General features: G+C 38.1%; 4 protein-coding genes. All 4 read right to left on the bottom strand.

The window, feature by feature from the left end:
* Window positions 1-690 (bottom strand): cbb3-type cytochrome c oxidase subunit I (locus AC1DUW_RS25890; RefSeq protein WP_477643829.1); only part of this gene is annotated, 690 nt, incomplete at its 3' end.
* A 50-nt stretch (window positions 691-740) separates the two neighbouring features.
* A complete protein-coding gene (gene qoxA / locus AC1DUW_RS25885) occupies window positions 741-1,664 on the bottom strand; it encodes a cytochrome aa3 quinol oxidase subunit II (RefSeq protein ID WP_053346604.1) in 924 nt (307 codons plus the stop codon).
* A gap of 366 nt (window positions 1,665-2,030) precedes the next feature.
* A complete protein-coding gene (locus AC1DUW_RS25880; protein WP_201185418.1) occupies window positions 2,031-2,312 on the bottom strand; it encodes a YokU family protein in 282 nt (93 codons plus the stop codon).
* 1 nt (window position 2,313) lies between these two features.
* Window positions 2,314-2,436, bottom strand: a 123-nt coding sequence (locus AC1DUW_RS25875; protein ID WP_477643830.1) for a hypothetical protein, incomplete at its 5' end; no start/stop codon positions are given.

Genomic DNA, 2,436 nt, shown 5'->3' with positions numbered 1-2,436 from the left:
GACTAAAGCAGACCATGTAAACATTGGCATTTTCATTAATGTCATACCGGGTGCTCTCATTTTAAGAATAGTCGTCAAAAAGTTAATCCCCGTCATTAATGTACCTATTCCGGCTATCTGAATACCAATCATATAATAATTCGTTCCAACATGCGGGCTAAATTCATTACCTGCAAGCGGGAAATAAGATGTCCACCCTGCATCAGGCGAACCACCAATTACAAAAGAGATGTTGAATAGCATCGCACCCATAAAAAATAACCAGAAACTTATGGCATTTAGACGTGGAAACGCTACATCTCGGGCTCCAATTTGTAATGGCACTACGAAATTCATTAAGGCCATAATGTACGGCATCGCCATAAAGAGAATCATCACAACCCCGTGTGTTGAAAAAATTTCATTATAGTGCTGTGAATCTAATAATTTGTTATCCGGTACGGCAAGTTGCGCACGCATCATCACAGCATCTACCCCACCACGAAATAGCATCAACAAAGCAGATATTAGATACATAATACCTATTCTTTTATGATCGACTGTTGTTAGCCAGCCACTCCATAAAAAAAACCATTTTTTAAAGTGGGTTAAACCAACAATGATCAAGAGAACAGTAACACCAATGGCCACCATTGATGAGTAAATGACGGGACTAGGATTAGGTATAAGAAATCTAGAGAAAAAACCCATACTTTTGTGTTTCCTTTCTGAAAATATTTTTCTTGAGATAGACTAAGAAATTATTCATGATTGTGTGCTGATTTTTCTTGATCATGCTCCATATGTTCACCTTTTGAATTCGCGTTAGAGTCACTTGAGCCATGATGATGTCCAGCATTTTCACCTTCTGGAGCTGATGAGAAGTCTAAATGAGTTCCAGTAAACGTTAACTGTCCCTCATGACCCGGCTTTAATAATTCCTTGAATCTTACTTCAGTAATAGGTTTCGCAGTTTCTTTAACTTCCTTTACCCATTCATCAAACTTATCTTGAGACATCGCTTCGACGTGGAACGTATTTTCAGCGAATCCTTTCCCACTAAAGTTTGCATTTCGTCCCATCATTTCCCCTGATTCGTCCGCCGCTAAGTGTAATGTGGTCACCATGTTAGACATGGCATATTTTTGACCGCCAAGTTGTGGAATCCAGAAACTCGTGATAGGCCCGAATGAATAAAGTTTAAATTCAAGTGGTCGATTTGTTGGAATATACAAGTAGTTTACTGTCTCGATATCGTTTTCTGGATAACTAAAATGCCACTTCCAGTCAGATGACGAAGCGTAAATAATTAATGGATCTTGACCTTTGTACCCTTCCGGAGTGGCTTCCACTTTATTGTTGGAAATTACAGAAACAACGGAGAAGAAAATGACGATTAAAATTGGCACCCCAACAATAATCGTTTCAACAACATGATTCCCTTCAATGTAGGGTGGTTCATATTCTTTAGGTAGTTTAGAGTCACGGTATTTCGTTAACACAAAGACTAAAATAGCACAAACAACAATAACAATAACCGCCATGATCGCAATTGATAGCCAAATCACATTGGCTTGYGTTTGGGCTTGAGGTCCTTTAGGATCTAAGACCGCTAATGATTCACAGCCAGAAAGCACATTGACTATGGTAGAGAGAATGGCTAATAGAACCCATTTTGTTTTCATATATGTATCCTTTCTTTTAAGATTTCATTTCTAAGTTATCCCAAAAAATGTTTATTAAGAGTGGTAATTTCTCACAATCGCATTTATAGGAGGGATGAATATGAATGAATTCATTTGGGGAATGTTCAGAGAAACAGGTAATCTAAATACCTATTTGCTATGAAAAGGAATTTGAATATGTGAGGAGATACTGCATGGATTTTTTTATTCCTAGTGGTCAAAGTAAGGGTAGTGAAGATGAAAATTTAAAATGATGCCGCTACTAATGCCTTCACCGTTCGAGATGTGCACCCTATAGACCACACCGCCGGGCGCACAGAAAAACCTCACCAATAAAAGTAGATGAGGCAACTTCTAATCATTTTGTTATTTCCCAAAATCAAAGTAATTCCGCTTCAATAATCTCTTCATCTTCAATAACTCATCATACTTGGTCTGTTTTGCAAGCTGTTTCGAATCAATTAAAAATAGCTGATCTTCAATTCCTTTTACTATTTCATCACTCTGAAAAAGAGCTTTACAATTCTCACAATGGGAAGAAGGAGTTTCAGTAATTTCAACGGCTCGCGTTCCATCTGGTAATTCCCAATAGACCGTACCCGTTACCGATGTAAGTTTTCCTATCTCACACCATGGACAAGTTTCCATGCTATTCCTCCCCCTTTGGAGTGCTCTTTTTTTGCTGTGCCTGGAATTTCTTTTCTTTTAACTGATCTCGCTTTTCACGTTGATTTTTTAATGAAGCATGCTCTGGGTTGGTAACGTAATTTTC

Source organism: Peribacillus sp. P4_C12 (assembly GCF_056402095.1).
Note: the sequence above shows the minus strand (reverse complement) of the source record. Positions and strands in the feature narration are given on the sequence as shown.